Raw genomic sequence first — 15524 nt, 5'->3', positions numbered from 1 at the left:
AACGCTTAAACAAAGCTTAGTTAGGCATAACTTTTTCAAGTTTCCAGATACGGCTTACGTAATCTTCAATTGAGCGGTCAGAGTTAAACTTACCTACTGACGCTGAGTTGATGATAGCCATCTTAGCCCATTTCTTCTGATCACGGTAAGTTGCGTCGACTGCAGCGTACTCAGTAGTGAAAGACTCGAAGTCTGCCAATACTAGGTACGGGTCACCGCCTTCTAGCAAGCTGTGCTTGATTGAAGCTAGCTCACCAGGAGCGCCAGGAGTAAAGAAGTCTGTTTCTAACCAATCTAGAACAGCTTTCAACTCTGGGTTACCGTAGTAGTAATCCCATGGGTTGTAACCAGCAGCTTTAAGCGCTTTAACTTCGTCACAGTTTAGACCGAAGATGAAGATGTTGTCGTCGCCTACTTCTTCTGCAATTTCAACGTTCGCACCATCAAGAGTACCAAGAGTTAGGGCACCGTTTAAGGCAAACTTCATGTTACCAGTACCAGATGCTTCGTAACCTGCGGTAGAAATTTGCAGTGATACGTCACCTGCTGGGAATAGTTTCTCAGCAAGCGTTACGCGGTAGTTAGGCATGAAAACAACTTTCAGCTTGTCTTTAATGCGTGGGTCGTTATTAACTTTATCTGCAACTTTGTTGATCGCGTAGATAATGTCTTTAGCTAGCTTGTAACCAGGTGCAGCTTTAGAACCGAAGATAAATACTTGTGGGCCCATATCATAATCTGGGTTTTCAAGTAGACGACGGTAAAGTGCAAGGATATGTAGCAGTGCAAGGTGCTGACGCTTGTATTCGTGTAGACGCTTAATAAGTACATTGAACATTGCATCAGGGCTTACTTTAATGCCACATAGCTCTTCAATCTTGTCAGCTAGTTCTACTTTCTTCTCGCGTTTAATCGCCATGAAGTTTTTCTGGAACTTAGGGTCATCTGCGAACTTAGCTGCGCCTTTTAGCTCATCTAGTTTACGCGGCCAATCAGTACCAACGGTATCGTTGTACATATTAGCTAGCTGTTCGTTACATGCAAGCAACCAACGACGAGGAGTTACACCGTTTGTTACGTTTACGAAGCGCTCAGGCCATAGTTCGTAAAACTCTGGGAACAAATCTTCTTTAACCAACTCTGAGTGCATTGCTGCAACACCGTTAGTTTTGAAACAAGTAACAACACATAGGAACGCCATGCGAACCATGCGAGTTTCACCTTCTTCAATAATAGAAAGGTGACGTTTCATTTCGTCGTTGCCAGGCCATTTAGCTTCAACTTCGTCTTCTAAGAAGCGACGGTTGATTTCGTAAATGATTTCTAGGTGACGTGGAAGTACTTTTTCGAACAAGTACACAGCCCATTTTTCTAGTGCTTCTGGCAATAGAGTGTGGTTAGTGTAAGCGAAAGTTTCTGTACAGATTTTCCAAGCGTCGTCCCAAACTAGACCTTCTTCGTCGATAAGAATACGCATCAACTCAGGAATAGCTACAGTTGGGTGAGTATCGTTCAACTGAATTACAGCTTGCTTAGAGAACTGAGAGAAATCACTGTGGTTACGTTTGTAACGACGAATGATGTCTTTTAGTGAACAAGCACAGAAGAAGTACTGTTGGATAAGGCGAAGTTCTTTACCCTGTTCGCTTTCGTCGTTCGGGTAAAGTACTTTAGATACTGCTTCAGCTTGTGATTTCTCAGATTGAGAATCAATGTAACCACCGGCGTTAAATACATCCCAGTCGAAGAAGTCAGCAGCTTTAGATTCCCACAAACGTAGTACGTTTACAGTTTTAGCTTCGTAACCAACTACAGGGATATCCCATGGCACACCTTTAATTTGACGACCAGCATGCCAAACTTTACGCATTTTGCCATCTTCGCCAAATACCGTTTCTACGTAACCGTATAAAGGTACTTCTTGAATTGATTCTGGACGGCAGATTTCCCAAGGGTTGCCGTATTCGCGCCAGCTATCAGGACGTTCGATTTGACGGCCGCCTTGAATTTCTTGACGGAATAAACCGTGCTCGTAGTGGATACCGTAACCTACCGCTGGGTAGTTAAGCGTAGCCAAAGAATCGATGAAACAAGCAGCTAGACGACCTAGACCACCGTTACCAAGAGCCATATCAGGTTCTTCGTCACAGATGTCGTTAATGTCTTTACCTAAATCGGTAAGTGCATCACGTGCAGCGTCGAACACACCAACGTTGTGAAGGTTGTTTATAGTTAAACGACCCATCAAGAACTCTAAAGAAAAGTAATGTACAGCACGAGAATCGTTCTCTGCATTCGCTTTAGAAGTTTCAGTTAAACGATCAAACACTAATTCGTTTACTGCAGAACACGTTGCTTTCCACCAAGCTTGGTTGTTAGCACGTCCTTCATCAGTACCGTGAGTACTGCGCAAGTGTTTAATAATTGAATCTTTAAACTCAACTTTCGATAACGCTAGTGCGTTTTTTGCTTTTGCCTTTTTAGCGGCCATGTGAATTTCCTTTGTATCTAACCTTTGTGGTGACATCTTCAAACGTAGCATTCGATGGTTAACCGAACAGCAAATGCTACAAAAGACTGTATGTGCTCAAAAATCCGAGCTCATGTTACCGATGCGAAACGATATTATATACGTTCTACATCACATTTAGGTAAAAAAGCCTCTCTCAAGACTAAATTTTTATGCATTTTTTGGAAAAAATGCTTTTTCACTCAAAGAACCGAAATGAAGTGTAAAGAAAACCCAACAAAAGCCCAGCATTTGAAAATGCTTTCATACGCGAATCGGCAGTAATCTTGATCGGAATCAATTAAAACGGGGCTTTTGTGCCAATTCGTCCAAAAATAAGACCTGATACATTGTAATCTGCCTTTGTAACAAAACTATTACAGAACTTGCAATTTAAAGCAGTTGGCATACGTTTTCAGGCGGAATTTATGCACAAAAAAAGGGTATTTATTCAATACCCTTCAGTCGACGCTTATAGATTATAGTCCAGCTTTAGCCAATGCGGCAGAAACAATTGTTTGTGCTTCTTGCTCGATAAGCGCTAAATGCTCTTCGCCTTTAAAGCTTTCCATATAAATCTTATAGATAGCCTCAGTTCCTGACGGTCTGGCAGCAAACCAACCGTTTTCAGTAACAACCTTTAAACCACCAATGGCAGCACCGTTACCAGGAGCAGCAGTAAGTTTTGCAGTGATCTGCTCTCCTGCTAAGGTTTCAGCTTCAACCATCGCAGGATCTAAGGCGCTCAATACAGCTTTTTGCTCTATGCTGGCTGGCGCGTCAATCCGTTTATAACAAGGCTCACCAAACTGTTCGACAAAACCTTGGTAGTGTTCGCCAGGATCTTTCCCAGTAACAGCGATAATCTCTGCCGCGAGCAATGCCAAAATAATACCGTCTTTGTCGGTACTCCACACACCACCATCTTTTCGTAAGAAAGAAGCACCGGCACTTTCTTCGCCACCAAAAGCAATGCTACCGTCAAACAAGCCGTCTACGAACCACTTAAAACCAACCGGTACTTCTTTTAGTTCACGCCCTAAACTGGCTGCAACGCGATCAATCATCGAACTAGACACCAAGGTTTTACCAATTGCAGCATTAGCGCCCCACTCACTCCGATGAGAGTAAAGGTAGTTAATCGCTACTGCTAAGTAGTGATTAGGATTTAGTAATCCACTACTTTTGGTCACAATACCATGGCGGTCATAATCAGGGTCGTTGGCTACCGCTACATCGAACTTGTCTTTTAAGGCAATTAAGCTGGCCATAGCGTACGGAGATGAACAATCCATACGGATTTTTCCATCTTTATCTAGAGTCATGAAAGAAAACGTTGGATCTACGCGCTCATTCACTACTTCAATGTCTAAACCATAGGTTTCTGCAATTACTGACCAGTAAGCAATGCCACTGCCGCCTAAGGGGTCTACACCAATTTTTACTTTAGATTTAGCAATCGCATCCATATCTAATACGTTGGCTAAATCATCAACATACGGTTTGATGTAATCAATACCAACAATAGAAGGTAATGCAATGGCTTCATCATAAGACAAACGTTTAACGTCTTTTAGGCCATTCGCTAATATTTCGTTTGCACGGTCTTGAACAACCTTCGTTACATTACCATCTGCTGGACCACCGTTTGGCGGGTTGTACTTAAAACCGCCATCTTCAGGTGGGTTATGAGAAGGTGTAATCACCACGCCATCCGCCTGGTCTTTACCTAAACGGTTGTAAGCCAAAATTGCATGAGAAATAACTGGCGTTGGTGTGTAACCTAAACCCTCTTGATAACGAACTTCAACACCGTTTGCTGCAAACACTTCAATCGCTGAGCAAAATGCAGGCTCCGATAAAGCGTGGGTGTCTTTACCTATATATAAAGGCCCGGTAGTACCTTGCGCTAAACGGTATTCTGCCAATGCTTGACTAACTGCCAAAATATGATTTTCGTTAAAGGCTTTTTTACTAGAGCTGCCGCGGTGGCCAGACGTACCGAATGCAACTTGTTGTTCTCGAACCGCTACGTCGGGTTCTAGTAAGTAATAGTCGGCCACAAGACGTGGAATATTTGCAAGATGCTCAGCCTGAGCTGGCTTTCCTGCTAGAGGGTGAATAGCCATTTATAGCTTCTCCGATGCTTAAGTTAAAAATAAAAAATGATTAGATCGCTTCACATAAGCGTTCAATTTGAGATTCTTGTAGACCCATTTCGCTAGCAACATGATGCAGAATGTGGCGTTTACGCGCGGTATTAGTGTTTGTAATCACCCAATATGGCGTATCTGGGATGGCTTGAGGTTTACTGGTTTTTCCTGACGCAAGTAATGAATCTTTGTCTTGAGAAAAGTACTCTCGCTTACTGCCTTTGATCACACAAGCTTTAGCGAACATTGCGTTATTAACCGTATAAAGACTGGCGAGTAAAGCAAGGAAGCGTTTAGTGGAACTGCCCGCATTACCGATAAGCTCAAAATTGAAGTAACTGAGGACATCAGGGTCTTGCGGAGTTGTTACCACGTCTTCAAAGTTTTCAGATACAGAGCTTTCTTGAGTGGGTTGCTCAGGAGGAACATCGTCAAGCGCTTGACTGTTCAACTCAACAGGCTCTGGTTCTGCGCTTTCTTGAATAAAGGCGTCTACCTCAAGTAAGCGCCTAAGAATATCTGATGCGCTCTCGCCAATATGTTTAGTTTGGCCAGCAATATATAAATACAAGTCTTCTTCAATTTCTATGGTTTTCATCGCTACTTTCAAGTCATGCTCTGTACTTAACATAGCTAATGATTATACATAGCAAAGTTAATAACTCATCAACAATCCGAATTGCCAGCGCTAAAAGCACAAATAATGCGCAAACAATTTGCTTTTAAAGACTTGTAGTAATAAAGCTGCAAAGGCAGACTAACAATCCAATTACATAAGAGGTGTTGTTTTGGATCTGCACTACAAAGATCAAGGTATTGGCTACCCTATTTTATTGATTCACGGATTGTTTGGTAGTTTGTCTAATTTGGGCTTGTTGGCTAAACACTTGAAAGGTCTTGGTTATAGAGTGATTAGCGTAGATGCGCTTAATCACGGCTTATCCCCTCGTGCGCCGAAAATGGATTATCAAACACAAGCTAAAGCCATATACACCCTGTGTAACACCCTTAATATAGAAGAATGCGCCATTGTTGGTCACTCTATGGGCGGTAAAGTGGCGATGACAACGGCGCAACTTTACCCAACTTTGGTTAGCGCTTTAGTCGCAGCAGATATCGCTCCTGTGGCCTATAACCATAATCATCAGGCTGTTTTCGCAGGCTTAAATGGTTTTGATGTAAGCCAAGTCACTTCTCGCTCACAAGCCGATGGATTACTTACCCAACATATAAAAGAACCTGGAGTGAGGCAATTTCTTCTTAAATCCTTAACCAAAAGTGAACAACACTGGCATTGGCTGTTTGATGTTCCCTTACTTGCGGAAAACTATACCAACATCACTGGGTGGCAAACCTTTGGCGCGTTTAACAAACCTTGCTTGTTTATCAAAGGGCAAAACTCAGACTATATTGTGAACCAGTATCAGCAAGAAGTAGCTCAGCAATTTCCTAAAGCTGAATTAAAAATAATCAGCGACACCGGGCATTGGTTACATGCTGAAAAGCCAGCTATTTTTAATCGTTTAACCGAACAGTTTTTAGCCAAGCATATTTAACACCCTAACGCGCTTTATGGTATAGTGCGCGTCGAATTTTTCTCTCAAGGATAGTGATGTTCGCGAAGCATATAGATTTAATCGAAAGCCTTGCTCTAAATATAGGTTTTGTAATTCTATTTTTCTTTATCGGCATGGCTATTCAAGACGTACTTAAAAAAGGCAACGTTCCCCCATTTGGCCGCGCCGTGGTTTGGTTAGTGTTGTTTTTAGGGTGTGCAGGCTTTATTGCAAAAGGCCTAATTCAAATGTCTTGGGAAGGCACTGGTTTAGGTTAGACGGTTGTTTCAATATTAATGGCAAAACAAAATACAGATCGAACTACTATTGATCTATTCGCAAGTGAAAAAAGAGTTGGTCGACCTAGAACTAACCCTTTAGAGCGTAAAGATCAGCTAAAAGCCAATAAACGAAATCAACTTAAAAGAGATCGTGCGAATGGGCTTAAAAGAATCGAGTTGAAAGTTGAACAACAGCTTTTCGAAACCTTAAATCAGTTAGCCAATGAATCGGGCATAAGCCGAAGTGAACTGATAGAAAAGATGCTGAACAACCAAGTTAATCAATTTTCAACAAATCAATAGTTTGTAATACAGGTAATATTTATGGCGAGCGTAGGAATATTTTTTGGTAGCGACACCGGTAACACCGAAGCAGTTGCACAAATGATCCAAAAAGAGCTAGGCAAAAAACTAGTAGAAATAAAAGACATTGCAAAATCTACTAAAGAAGACATTGATGAGTTTTCATTGATTCTTTTAGGTATTCCCACTTGGTATTACGGCGAAGCACAATGTGATTGGGATGACTTCTTCCCAGATCTTGAGCAAATAGACTTTTCAGAAAAGTTAGTCGCAATATTTGGTTGTGGTGATCAAGAAGATTACGCCGAGTATTTTCTTGATGCAATGGGTACTATCAACGATATCGTTACTACCAAAGGTGCTACGGTTGTTGGTCATTGGCCCATCGAAGGTTATGACTTTGAAGAATCAAAAGCGCTAGCAGATGATGCTCACTTTGTTGGTTTGGGTATCGATGAAGATCGCCAGCCTGAGTTAACCCAAGAGCGTGTTAAAGGTTGGTGCAAGCAAGTATATGAAGAAATGTGCTTAGCTGAATTAGCCGACTAAAAATCTACTGGGCGAAAGCCCAGTTTTTGTATCTGACCCTCGTATAGTTGGCCAAGTTTATGCTTAACTTGGCTCAGAGGGAGAAAAATGTGTTTAAGTATCTATTTATAATTTTCCTGGGAATATCCAGTAGTGTATATGCAGACGTTTGGTTTTATGAAGACCAAAACGGTGTGATGCACTTTGCTCAGGAAAAAAAGGGCTCTAAATGGCGCTTGCTGATGCGTACGCCTAAATCGCTCAACCCGCCCAAAGCAAAAAGTACCCAACAAAAAGCGCCTAATCAACGCCCTTATCATCAACTTATCGTTGCAAGCGCAAGGCGCCATAAACTTGACCCAGCGCTCGTTCATGCGGTGATAGCAACTGAATCCAATTACAGAGCCGACGTAGTTTCTCGCGCTGGTGCGATGGGATTGATGCAATTAATGCCTGCTACAGCCGAACGCTTTTCAGTGACAGACCCATTTATGCCTGAACAAAATATAGAAGCAGGAACACGCTACCTGCGCTGGCTACTGAATGAATTTGAATCACTTCAGCTAGCTTTAGCGGCTTATAACTCGGGAGAAAACACCGTAAAACGCTACGGCTTTGCGATTCCTCCCTATAAAGAGACTCAGAACTACGTGACTAAAGTCATTGAGCGCTACAAAAAAAACCTAAGCCTTGTTCAGTAATTATTAAGCAACTTGTTCAAGGTTTGGTCTATGCTGTCGCTTTAATCGGATATAGAGCTTACGGGTAATCACTGCGATAACTTTACCGTTCGAATCAACAACCTCGGTGCTTACCTCTGGTTGATACTTCTCTCCACTCTCAGCCTTACGCAAAACATCTTCTATAAATGCTTCTTCTAGTTTGAAGTGTCCATAAACCACTCCACGACCTGGAGAAACAAACTTGATCGAGGCTTCACTATCCCAAATATGGTATTTGTTACCCAATATCGCCATCAACATTAACGGGTAAATAGGATCGGTCATCGAAAACATAGAGCCACCAAACTGAGACCGATTAGCGTTTTTGTTCCACCATCTAAACGCGAGCCTCACCTCGCAAGTGCGAAAATCTTTAGATAGTTTAGAGATCTTAATCCCTGCTCCCCAGAAAGGAGGCCACAGATTGAGTAAACTTTTTGCTAGGTTGGCGTTTTTAAGTAGATGTTCCATAAGCTCAACTGGTCAGACATGTTAACAATAGGTTAATAAATAATTAACTGCGCTACAAGTTTTCTTATCGAGCTTTCTGTTTGTCTCGTAAGTCCGTATACTTACCGCAGTTATGGAATGAATAACAGCAACGGAAAATATTTCACCTATGTCTGATAATAATCAAGCTCTAAAAAAAGCAGGCCTTAAAGTCACCCTGCCCCGAATGAAAATTTTGGAGCTACTACAAATTCCGTCTAATCAACATATTAGCGCCGAAGACTTGTACAAATTACTGATAGACCAAGGTGAAGAGATTGGTTTAGCTACCGTTTACCGAGTACTTAATCAGTTTGATGACGCCGGCATTGTTACCCGCCATCACTTTGAAGGTGGTAAATCAGTATTTGAACTAAATAGCCAGCAACACCATGACCACTTGGTATGCTTAGATTGCGGAAAAGTTATCGAATTCAATGACGACACCATTGAACAAAGACAAAAAGATATTGCTAAAACAAATAATATTCAACTAACTAACCATAGTTTATATCTTTACGGAAACTGTACTAAAGTAGATTGCGAAAACCGCGAAGATTAAAATGGAAACAGGTGCTAAGCACCTGTTTTATTCTCCCCCGAGTAACCCCACCGCTCAACTAAATCATTCTCAATTCCAATATGATCTAAGATTCTAGCCGTAACGTGCTCTACCAAATCTTGTATCGACTCAGGTTTATGATAAAAGCCAGGACAAGCCGGTAGAATATCTACGCCTAACTTAGCGAGCTTAAGCATATTTTCTAAATGAATGGCTGAAAACGGCATTTCTCGGGGAACCAGAATCAATTTGCCCTTTTCTTTTATAACTACATCCGCTGCGCGCTCAAGTAAGTTATCAGACAATCCCATAGCAACCGAGGCCAGCGTGCCCATGCTACAAGGACATATCACCATGGTTTTTGGAGCAGCAGAACCGGAAGCTACCGGAGAAAACCAATCATTTTTGCCTGGCACTAATATCTGGCCTGGCTGAGCACCAAACTTGCTTTCTAAAAACAGTTGAGCTTTTTCATTTTGGCTTGGCCACTGCTGGTTAGCCTCAGTAGCTAGCACCACTTTCGCTGCGCTAGATATGAGCAAATGAATGGTAAATTGCTTTTTTACTAACTGTTCAAGTAAACATAAAGCATAAGGAGCTCCGGACGCTCCAGTTATCGCTAAGGTGATTTGTTTATTATTCATTTAATTAGCACTTTCAATGAAAAGAAGACAGATAAACGCTGAGCCACAGATTGTAACGCCAATAAGTGTGCGAGGCGACTTGTTATGAACAATCAGCCATTTATAAATTTGTGACTATTTACTACAATTATCTAAAGGACTTAATAAGTTGGGACTATGTCTAAGATAGAAATACCCACCGATTCATTGCAAGTTGGGCATTATATTAGCCTTCCTATAGGTTGGACTGCTCACCCTTTTATGCGCAATAACTTCATCATTAAAAACCAAGAGCAACTTACAGTTGTTCGCTCCTTAGGTTTAGACAATATTGCCGTTATTCCTAGTAAATCTAAAGTAGCGGTACCTGATACTAACAATGAAGACGACTTAGCAGGGGCTGACCAAGAAGAGCCAGAAATCGACCCTGATCAGGCTTGGCTAGATGAGTTACGTAACGGGCAAAAACGCGCCAACAAAGCCTATTTACAAAACGCAGAAAAGTTTCGCTCAGCACTGACTAAGTTCACCAGCAAACCCGAAGAAGCTTACTACAGCATATTTGAACAAGTTAATATAACCCTTCAGCTTATGTTTAAGTCTGCAGATGCCCACAGTGTTTATGTGAGTTTAGAGCCCAGTAGCGACGAAGATATATTTTTTCATAGTGTAAACGTAGCTGTTCTTTCCATCTTAGTGGCAAAAAACTTGGGATTTTCTGAAAAAGAATGCCAGCACTTATGTATAGCTGGGATGATTCATGACATTGGTGAACTAAAAGTACCTCAGCAAATACGTCGAAAACCCAGCGAGTGGGGCCAAGCTGAGCAAAACTTTTACCAAACTCACCCCAAATTTGGTGCAGAGTTAATTAAAAAAGCTGGGTCTTTTCCACCAGAAGTTTTACCCATTGTGATTAATCACCATGAGCTTCTAGACGGCAGTGGTTACCCCAACCAACGTAAAGCCAGCGAACTAGACAAAGCAACACAATTGCTGAGCATAGTAGATAGCTTTGAACACCTTTGTGCTCCTTTAGCAAATCAAAAAAGAATGACCCCACAAGAAGCATTCGCTTTTCTATACAAGAGTGCAGGAACCAAGTACAACAAACTGTACTTAGAACAACTGATGAATACCTTAGGCATATACCCGCCGGGCTCAATTGTAAGTCTATCTAACGATGGGTATGCAATGGTGATGTCGAGTAATCCTAAAGAAAAACTTAAACCAAGAGTATTACTGTTAGAAAAAGGAAAAAACTTTAGTAACGCCAACGTAGCAGACCTAACTAAAGAAGACATTAAGATAAACAAAACGGTTAAATGGGACGATGTTCCTGCTGTTCTCATAAAGAACTTTGACCCGAAATTACGTTGCTGTTACTTTTTTGACCCCGGACAATAAAAACTCTTAGAACAAAAAAAGCCTGATTTCATCAGGCTTTTTTATTTTACTTTCTTACAGCTAATTAGCTGTCTTCAGCATCTTCGATACCTTTAACTTTTTCTCGTAAACCTTGCAGCATCACATAGAAAACAGGCACTAAACAAGTACCAACAATGGTAGCTGCGATCATCCCACCCATAACGGCATAACCCAGCGATATTCGACTCGCCGCACCAGCACCGGTGGCTATCACCAAAGGTATTACACCTAAGATAAACGAAAAGGCAGTCATCAATACCGCACGAAAGCGCAGTCGAGCAGCCTTTACTGCAGAATCACGTATACTCATTCCGCCTTCGCGTAACTGTTTCGCGAACTCTACAATGAGAATAGCGTTTTTACAGGCCAGTCCTATCAACAACACCAGTCCGATTTGAGTGTACAAGTTTATGTCTGAACCCATGATCCAAATATAAATAAAGGCACCCAAAATCGCGATTGGAACCGCTAACATCACCGAAATAGGAACTGTCCAGCTTTCATACTGAGCGACCAAGAACAAGTAGGTAAAGATAAGCGCTAAGCTAAAGATAAATGGCGCTAGGTTTCCTGCTTTTAGTTCTTGGTAAGTCTGACCAGACCACTCGTAAGTGTAGCCTGCGGGGAACGTCGTTTCGGCTATTCGCTTAACGGCATCAATTGCTTGGCCAGAACTAAAACCGGGTGCAGGGAAAGCGTTCATTTTCACTGCGCCATACAGGTTGAATTGGTTAATGTACTCAGGGCCTAGTTTAGGCTCAACCTTAACCAAGGTATTTAGCGGTACCATTTCATCAAACTTATTTCGAATATAGAAGCGAGCGATATCTTGCTCTGAATTTCGATACTCTGTTTCCGCCTGCATGTTCACGCGAAACACTTTACCAAAGCGGTTAAAGTCATTCACATACATAGAACCCAGCATGGTTTGCAAGGTCATGAAGATACTACTTAATTGTACCCCTTGTACTTTCGCTTTCTGTCGGTCCACATCTACAAATAGTTGCGGTACATCAGCTCGGTATGTACTAAATGCTGCAGCTAATTCTGGTGCACTGCCCGCCTCTACCGCTGTTGCTCGCATCACACTAGCGAGGCTTGCAGGAGTTCGGCCTAAAGTATCTTGAATAAAGAATTCAACACCTGCAACTGTACCTACACCAGGTAAAGCAGGTAACGAGAAGCCTACAGCTTGTGCTTCGTTATATCCGGCTAAAACACCGTTAGCTCTTTGGACAATGTTGGATTCAATTAATGCAGGGTCTTTACGTTCATCCCAATGAGATAAGATAACAACCATTAAACCAGCATTAGATGAAACGGCCCCTGAGATGATGGAATAACCGCTTGCAGAAATAACATTGGTTACCCCTTCGAGGTCATTTAGCTCATCAACCATCTTAGATACAACGTCTTTAGTACGGTTGATAGAAGCACCGTTAGGCAGCTGCACATCGATAAAGAAGGCCTTTTTATCCTCTGTAGGTACAAAGCCTGATGGCAACGAAGTGGCCAAATAACCAGTAGCGCCAATCAGCAATACATAAACAATGCCTACAATAGACAGTTTTCGTACCATTCCACTAACAAAGCCAGTGTATTTGCCAGTAACCTTATCAAAGTGCTTGTTAAAGAAAGCATGGAAGCCTTTTTCGTGTACTTTTGGCGTTTTCAACAACGATGCACATAAAGCTGGGCTTAGTGTTAATGCATTAATTGAAGAAATAAGTACTGAAATACAAATGGTAATTGAGAACTGAGCATACATTTGACCAGTAATACCAGGCATAACCGCTGTAGGAGCAAACACAGCTAAGAGTACCAAGGTTGTCGCTACAACCGGTCCGGTTACTTCTTGCATCGATTTAGTGGTCGCGTCTACTGCGTTTAATCCTTCGTCTTGCATTAAACGTGTGGTGTTTTCTACCACCACAATCGCATCGTCTACCACGATACCAATGGCAAGAATCAGTGCGAACAACGATACTGTGTTAATGCTCATACCAGTAGCCAACAAGAAAGCAAATGTGCCTACTAGTGATACTGGAATAGCAATCGCTGGGATTAGTGTTTGTCTAACATCTTGCAGAAAGATATAAACAACAAAAATAACTAAAGCAATAGCAATCAGCAGCGTTTCAAGCATTTCATCAATAGAGGTTTCAACGAACTCGGTCGTGTCGTACAACACTTTGTAGTCCATATCTTCTGGGAACTGAACGCTCAAACGGGTGAGTTCTTCTCGCACACCTTTAGCGACTTCAAGTGCATTTGCACCACTGGCTTGATAGATAAACAATAAGGCAGAAGCTTTGTTGTCTAACATAGCTTCAGCATCGTAACTTGCTGCGCCTAACTCAATGCGTGAAATATCTTTAAGATAAACTGCACTGCCATCAGGGTTTGAGCGAACAATAATTTCTTCAAACTCTTCTGGATGACTTAAACGGCCTTTGGTAGACAAAGTATACTGAAACTGCTGATCTCTAGGCACCGGAGCAGCACCAATACGACCTGCTGCAACTTGGATATTCTGTTCTTGAATTGACGCTATTGCATCATCAACAGTAACACCTAAGCTCGCCATGCGGTCTGGGTTCAGCCACACTCGCATTGAATAGTCCATGCCACCAATAATGCTTACTTTAGATACACCATTAACCCGTGCAAGGTTATCTTTAATATTGATCCCCATGTAGTTATTAAGGAACAAGTTATCTAAAGATTCATTAGGAGAAACAAGGTTAAGCATCATCAAAATACTAGGGTCTTGTTTCTCAACTTTAACCCCATTTCGTTGTACTTCAGATGGTAAACGCGGCATAGCTTGCTGAACGCGGTTTTGCACATTTACCTGTGCCATGTCTACGTTACTGCCTACCTCAAAGGTCACGTTTAGAGAATAACTACCGTCGTTAGCGCCTTTTGACTCCATGTAAATCATGTTTTCAACACCATTTACTTCGGCTTCAATCACCTTAGCAACGGTATCGGCAACAACTTCGGCACTCGCACCTGGGTAGCTTGTGGTAACAGAAACCATAGGTGGAGAAATATTCGGAAATTCAGCTACCGGTAAAACCGGAATCGACAAGAAGCCCGCCAGTGTTAAAACAATCGCGATAACAAAGGCAAACTTGGGTCGATGAATAAAAAACTTACTAATCATCACCGACTCCTTAAGATTTAGTGTCAGAGAATGGCTGAATAGTATCCATTTCGTGGTCAACTTCAGCGCCTACTCGGGCTTTCTGTAAACCTTCAGAGATAACTAAATCGCCTTTTTCTAAACCTTTCTCAACTTCCCAGTCAATACCGTAACGCTGACCAAGCTCAACATTTTTTCGAGTCACAACATCCTTCTTATCAACGGTAAGAACGTAACGTCCCTGCTGATCTTCTTGAACAGCACGTTGTGGGATTAACAACACTTCTTCCATTTCTGGAGACTCAATAATTACCGTCACATACAAACCTGGAACAATAATGTGTTCTTTATTTGGGAACTCTGCGCGTATTGCCAAGGTACCAGTAGTAGCGTCTACTCGGTTATCTACAAAATCCATGTTGCCGGTTTCTTCAAACATAGAACCGTCTGGAAATTGAATTTTTACAGGGAAATCACTTAGCTTAAATGGCGTGGTAACTGATTTATGCGCGCGTTGAGCTTCAATTAACACTTTTTCTGGTAACTGGAAGTTCACCCAAACTGGTTCCATTTGCACTAGGTCTGCAAGTTCAGTTTGATCAGGTATGATGAGATCACCGGTGAAAACGGCTGCTCGGCTAATACGACCTGTAAAAGGTGCGTAAATTTTGGTGTAGCCTAATTCTAGTTTCGCGTTATCCAACTCTGCGCTGGCACTTTGCAATGCAGCATTAGTTTGTAACTTACGAGATAGCAGATTGTCGTAATCAGACTGACTAATAAAGTTGTCTTTTATCAGCCCTTCTCCACGTTTAAAGTTCAATACAGCAGTATCGTAAGCGGCTTTCGCTTGGGCTACCATTGCCTCAGAAGACTTTAGAGCTGCATCGTACTGTTCTGGGTCAATTTCAAACAGCAAATCGCCTTTTTCTACAATGCTACCTTCTTGAAAATTAGTTGTTGCAAGATTGCCGCGAACTTTAGACTTTAAAGTAATATCCTGAGTCGCTTCAGTTCGGCCAACAAAATCATTACTTGGTGTTACTTGCTGCATGGTAACTTCAAGCACTTTAACATTTGCTTTAACTTCTGGAGGAGGTGGTGGTGCAGTGTCACACGCACTTAATAATGAAAGTGAGGCTAGCGTCAATCCTAACGCTTTAGCCACACGAGCTACAACAGGTGTGCGGTTCATAAACGATCCTTGTGTTTATTAATGTGT

At 41.9% G+C, this 15524-nt stretch carries 14 protein-coding genes; 7 read left to right on the top strand and 7 right to left on the bottom strand.

Features of this window, described 5'->3' with window-relative positions:
• Positions 1 to 16: 16 nt before the first annotated feature.
• From FFR00_RS16825 to seqA, 3 genes are all read right to left on the bottom strand, one after another.
• Complete coding sequence (locus FFR00_RS16825; RefSeq protein ID WP_137674582.1) at positions 17 to 2491, bottom strand: glycogen/starch/alpha-glucan phosphorylase; 2475 nt, start codon at positions 2489 to 2491, stop codon at positions 17 to 19.
• Positions 2492 to 2988: 497 nt separating this feature from the next.
• Entirely contained in the window at positions 2989 to 4638 is a 1650-nt protein-coding gene (pgm, locus tag FFR00_RS16820) for a phosphoglucomutase (alpha-D-glucose-1,6-bisphosphate-dependent) (protein WP_137674581.1), read from the bottom strand.
• A 40-nt stretch (positions 4639 to 4678) separates the two neighbouring features.
• A complete protein-coding gene (gene seqA / locus FFR00_RS16815; RefSeq protein ID WP_137674580.1) occupies positions 4679 to 5293 on the bottom strand; it encodes a replication initiation negative regulator SeqA in 615 nt (204 codons plus the stop codon).
• Positions 5294 to 5450: 157 nt separating this feature from the next.
• Between seqA and FFR00_RS16810 the strand changes: the two genes are divergently transcribed.
• From FFR00_RS16810 to FFR00_RS16790, 5 genes are all read left to right on the top strand, one after another.
• On the top strand, positions 5451 to 6218 hold the full coding sequence (locus FFR00_RS16810; RefSeq protein WP_137674579.1) for an alpha/beta fold hydrolase: 768 nt from the start codon (positions 5451 to 5453) through the stop codon (positions 6216 to 6218).
• A gap of 56 nt (positions 6219 to 6274) precedes the next feature.
• Positions 6275 to 6496, top strand: coding sequence for a DUF2788 domain-containing protein (locus tag FFR00_RS16805; protein WP_137674578.1), 222 nt, complete (start codon positions 6275 to 6277; stop codon positions 6494 to 6496).
• A gap of 18 nt (positions 6497 to 6514) precedes the next feature.
• Positions 6515 to 6802 (top strand): LexA regulated protein, encoded by a 288-nt coding sequence (gene ybfE, locus FFR00_RS16800; protein ID WP_137674577.1) that lies wholly within the window; start codon positions 6515 to 6517, stop codon positions 6800 to 6802.
• Positions 6803 to 6823: 21 nt separating this feature from the next.
• Entirely contained in the window at positions 6824 to 7351 is a 528-nt protein-coding gene (fldA, locus tag FFR00_RS16795) for a flavodoxin FldA (RefSeq protein WP_137674576.1), read from the top strand.
• Positions 7352 to 7440: 89 nt separating this feature from the next.
• Positions 7441 to 8031: a lytic transglycosylase domain-containing protein gene (locus tag FFR00_RS16790; RefSeq protein ID WP_137674575.1), complete on the top strand. Its 591-nt coding sequence runs from the start codon at positions 7441 to 7443 to the stop codon at positions 8029 to 8031.
• 3 nt (positions 8032 to 8034) lie between these two features.
• Here the strand turns inward: FFR00_RS16790 and FFR00_RS16785 are convergent, their stop codons facing one another.
• Positions 8035 to 8523 carry a DUF4442 domain-containing protein gene (locus tag FFR00_RS16785; protein WP_137674574.1) on the bottom strand — a complete coding sequence of 163 codons (489 nt, stop codon included), beginning with the start codon at positions 8521 to 8523 and terminating at the stop codon, positions 8035 to 8037.
• Between the two features lie 148 nt (positions 8524 to 8671).
• Between FFR00_RS16785 and fur the strand changes: the two genes are divergently transcribed.
• A complete protein-coding gene (gene fur, locus FFR00_RS16780) occupies positions 8672 to 9103 on the top strand; it encodes a ferric iron uptake transcriptional regulator (RefSeq protein ID WP_137674573.1) in 432 nt (143 codons plus the stop codon).
• A 14-nt stretch (positions 9104 to 9117) separates the two neighbouring features.
• On the opposite strand, the gene FFR00_RS16775 is transcribed toward fur, so the two are convergent.
• Positions 9118 to 9747 carry a flavin prenyltransferase UbiX gene (locus FFR00_RS16775; RefSeq protein WP_137674572.1) on the bottom strand — a complete coding sequence of 210 codons (630 nt, stop codon included), beginning with the start codon at positions 9745 to 9747 and terminating at the stop codon, positions 9118 to 9120.
• Between the two features lie 156 nt (positions 9748 to 9903).
• On the opposite strand from FFR00_RS16775, the gene FFR00_RS16770 reads away from it, so the two are divergent.
• Positions 9904 to 11133, top strand: coding sequence for an HD-GYP domain-containing protein (locus tag FFR00_RS16770; protein ID WP_137674571.1), 1230 nt, complete (start codon positions 9904 to 9906; stop codon positions 11131 to 11133).
• A gap of 64 nt (positions 11134 to 11197) precedes the next feature.
• Here the strand turns inward: FFR00_RS16770 and FFR00_RS16765 are convergent, their stop codons facing one another.
• On the bottom strand, positions 11198 to 14323 hold the full coding sequence (locus FFR00_RS16765) for an efflux RND transporter permease subunit (protein WP_137674570.1): 3126 nt from the start codon (positions 14321 to 14323) through the stop codon (positions 11198 to 11200).
• A 10-nt stretch (positions 14324 to 14333) separates the two neighbouring features.
• Positions 14334 to 15497 carry an efflux RND transporter periplasmic adaptor subunit gene (locus FFR00_RS16760; protein ID WP_137674569.1) on the bottom strand — a complete coding sequence of 388 codons (1164 nt, stop codon included), beginning with the start codon at positions 15495 to 15497 and terminating at the stop codon, positions 14334 to 14336.
• Between the last annotated feature and the right edge of the window lie 27 nt (positions 15498 to 15524).

It is taken from the genome of Agarivorans sp. Toyoura001 (assembly GCF_005405585.1).
Taxonomy (GTDB): domain Bacteria; phylum Pseudomonadota; class Gammaproteobacteria; order Enterobacterales; family Celerinatantimonadaceae; genus Agarivorans.
This window is presented reverse-complemented; position numbering and strand designations above follow the sequence as displayed.

What these genes read in the sequence shown, in the direction of transcription:
- FFR00_RS16825 (WP_137674582.1), bottom strand. Translation starts at nt 2,491, where the DNA reads ATGGCCGCTAAAAAGGCAAAAGCAAAAAACGCACTAGCGTTATCGAAA.
- pgm (WP_137674581.1), bottom strand. Translation starts at nt 4,638, where the DNA reads ATGGCTATTCACCCTCTAGCAGGAAAGCCAGCTCAGGCTGAGCATCTT.
- seqA (WP_137674580.1), bottom strand. Translation starts at nt 5,293, where the DNA reads ATGTTAAGTACAGAGCATGACTTGAAAGTAGCGATGAAAACCATAGAA.
- FFR00_RS16805 (WP_137674578.1), top strand. Translation starts at nt 6,275, where the DNA reads ATGTTCGCGAAGCATATAGATTTAATCGAAAGCCTTGCTCTAAATATA.
- ybfE (WP_137674577.1), top strand. Translation starts at nt 6,515, where the DNA reads ATGGCAAAACAAAATACAGATCGAACTACTATTGATCTATTCGCAAGT.
- fldA (WP_137674576.1), top strand. Translation starts at nt 6,824, where the DNA reads ATGGCGAGCGTAGGAATATTTTTTGGTAGCGACACCGGTAACACCGAA.
- FFR00_RS16785 (WP_137674574.1), bottom strand. Translation starts at nt 8,523, where the DNA reads ATGGAACATCTACTTAAAAACGCCAACCTAGCAAAAAGTTTACTCAAT.
- fur (WP_137674573.1), top strand. Translation starts at nt 8,672, where the DNA reads ATGTCTGATAATAATCAAGCTCTAAAAAAAGCAGGCCTTAAAGTCACC.
- FFR00_RS16775 (WP_137674572.1), bottom strand. Translation starts at nt 9,747, where the DNA reads ATGAATAATAAACAAATCACCTTAGCGATAACTGGAGCGTCCGGAGCT.
- FFR00_RS16770 (WP_137674571.1), top strand. Translation starts at nt 9,904, where the DNA reads ATGTCTAAGATAGAAATACCCACCGATTCATTGCAAGTTGGGCATTAT.
- FFR00_RS16765 (WP_137674570.1), bottom strand. Translation starts at nt 14,323, where the DNA reads ATGATTAGTAAGTTTTTTATTCATCGACCCAAGTTTGCCTTTGTTATC.
- FFR00_RS16760 (WP_137674569.1), bottom strand. Translation starts at nt 15,497, where the DNA reads ATGAACCGCACACCTGTTGTAGCTCGTGTGGCTAAAGCGTTAGGATTG.